Origin of the sequence: Rhodoplanes sp. SY1, from assembly GCF_046000175.1 — a bacterium.
Classification (GTDB): Bacteria; Pseudomonadota; Alphaproteobacteria; order Rhizobiales; family Xanthobacteraceae; genus Rhodoplanes.
The window spans coordinates 1-2,147 of the sequence record NZ_JBEOMB010000159.1; the positions used below are offsets into that span (position 1 = coordinate 1).

Consider the following 2,147-nt stretch of genomic DNA (forward strand, 5'->3'; position numbering starts at 1 on the left):
GGTGCGGGACGGGCTGCTGAAGCTGGCGTCCGACGAGGGGACACCGGCGGGCTCGGATACGGCCGCGGTCCGACGTGTGCGCGTTTCATCACGCAGCCAGGCGCCTGGAACGCTCGGCGGCCCAGGCCCACGGCATCAGCTCGTCGAGGCGAGAGGCCGGCCAGAGATTGACCAGCCTGGTGAGAACGTCGGTCAGATACGCCTGCGGGTCGACGCCGCAGAGCTTGCAGGTCTCGACGAGCGAAGCGATGCAGGCCCAGTTCTCCGCGCCCTCATCATGCCCGGCAAAGAGTGCGTTCTTGCGATTCAGAACCAGCGGGCGGATGCTCCGCTCGACGATGTTACTGTCGACCTCGATGCGGCCGTCGTCGAGGAACCGTATGAGCCCGTCCCAGTGGTTCAAGGTGTAGCGGATGTCCTCGGCGATGGTCGCCTTGGCCGAGACGCGGGCGAGTTGCTGCTCGAACCAAGCCTTCATCGCCAGCACGAGAGGCTTGCTGCGCTCCTGGCGCACGACGCGCCGCTCGTCGGCGCTGCAGCCGCGGATGGTCTTCTCGATCGCATAGAGCGCGGCGATCCGCTCGAGCGTCTCGCTGGCGATCGGTGCGGGGCCGCCCTGGGCGATGTCGTAAAAGCGGCGCCTCACATGGGCCCAGCAGAAGGCGAGCGTGATCGCTTCCTCGCGCGGAGTCTTGGCGACGGTCTTGTAGGCCGCGTACCCGTCGCACTGCACGATGCCGCGATAGCCGTCGAGCAGCGCGAGCGCGTGCACGGCGCCACGGCCAGGAGCATAGGTGTAGGCGACCGCCGGCGGGTCGGTCCCGCCCCAGGGCCGGTCATCGCGCGCAACAGCCCAGAAGTAGCCCTTCTTGGTGCGACCGCGCCCGGGATCGAGCACCGGCGCCGTGGTCTCGTCGACCGCGATCCTGCCGGAGCAAAGAATGATCTCTCGCAGCCGCCGCCAGACCGGCTGGAGTTCGGCCGCCGCATAGCCCACCCAGAAGGCCAGCACGGCCCGCTCAATGTGGATTCCTTGCGCCAGCAGCATCTGGGCCTGCCGATGGAGCGGCTGGTGCCAGGCGTATTTGGCGACCAGCACATGGGCGACCAGCCCCTCGGTCGGCAGCCCGCCCTTGATCAGCCGCTCGGGCGCCGGCGCCTGGACCACGGCATCCGTGCAGGCCCGGCAGGCATACTTGGGCCGGTGCGTGACGATCACCCGGAACTGCGCCGGAACGACATCGAGCCGCTTCGACGTCTCCTCGCCGATCACGTGCATGGGCGCGCGGCAGCAGGGGCAGCTGGTGTCGTCCGGCGTGATCGTCACGTCGATGTGCGGCAGATGCGCCGGCAGCGCGGCGCTGCGGCTGCGCCGCTTCTTGGCGCGATCGGCGGCCCCCGCCGGGTCCTTCTTGTCCTCGGCGGCCTCGCCGGCCGCGATCGCCTGCTCGATGTCCTCGAGGGCCAGCAGCAGCTGCTCGGGATCGAGCTTCTCCGATCGACGGCCGAACTGCGCGCGCTGAAGCTGACGCAGCAGATGCCGCAGCCGATCGTTCTGAGACAACGCCTGGTCGCGCGCGGCAATCGCCGCGTCGCGCTCGGCGCGCGCCGCCGCGAGGAGGGCCTGCAGTGCCTCGATGTCGGTCGGAAGCTGATCGCCGATGTCGCCCACGTCGGGGATTCAAGCTGATTCGGCGACTATTGTGGACGGTCTCGAGCAGCCTGATTCGATCGGTCGCAGCGGATCACGATGTCGCCGTCGGCTGCGCCGTGTCGCAAGCATGCAGCCGCGTCCAGTCCATGCCGTCCATCAGCACGGCGAGCTGCGAGACGTTCAGCCGCATCACGCCGTCGCTGATCGGCGGCCAACGAAACGCTCCTCGGTCCAGCCGCTTCCACATCAGCACCAGGCCGGATCCATCCCAGGTCAGAATCTTCAAACGGTCAGCTCGCTTCGAGCGGAAGATGAAGATCGTGCCCGAGAAAGGATCGTGCCGCAGCTGCTCCTTGACCAGAGCGGCGAGACCGTCGGCGCCTCTGCGGAAATCCACCGGCTTCGTCGCCACCAGGACCTTGACGCCCGTCGTCGCGATCATGTCGCGGCCTTCACGGCGCGCAGAACATCCCGCAGCCACACGGGGTCAATG

2 protein-coding genes are annotated in these 2,147 nt (G+C 68.4%); both read right to left on the reverse strand.

Annotated features, from left to right (window positions below; genetic code table 11):
• Positions 1-88: 88 nt before the first annotated feature.
• Complete coding sequence (gene tnpC / locus ABTU92_RS26660; protein ID WP_408094622.1) at positions 89-1,672, reverse strand: IS66 family transposase; 1,584 nt, start codon at positions 1,670-1,672, stop codon at positions 89-91.
• A 73-nt stretch (positions 1,673-1,745) separates the two neighbouring features.
• The gene (gene tnpB / locus ABTU92_RS26665; RefSeq protein ID WP_408094623.1) at positions 1,746-2,096 is read right to left on the reverse strand and encodes an IS66 family insertion sequence element accessory protein TnpB; all 351 of its coding nucleotides are present in this window, start codon (positions 2,094-2,096) and stop codon (positions 1,746-1,748) included.
• Positions 2,097-2,147: the final 51 nt, after the last annotated feature.

Coding starts and splice junctions, on each gene's coding strand:
- tnpB (WP_408094623.1), bottom strand. CDS start 2,096: ATGATCGCGACGACGGGCGTCAAGGTCCTGGTGGCGACGAAGCCGGTG.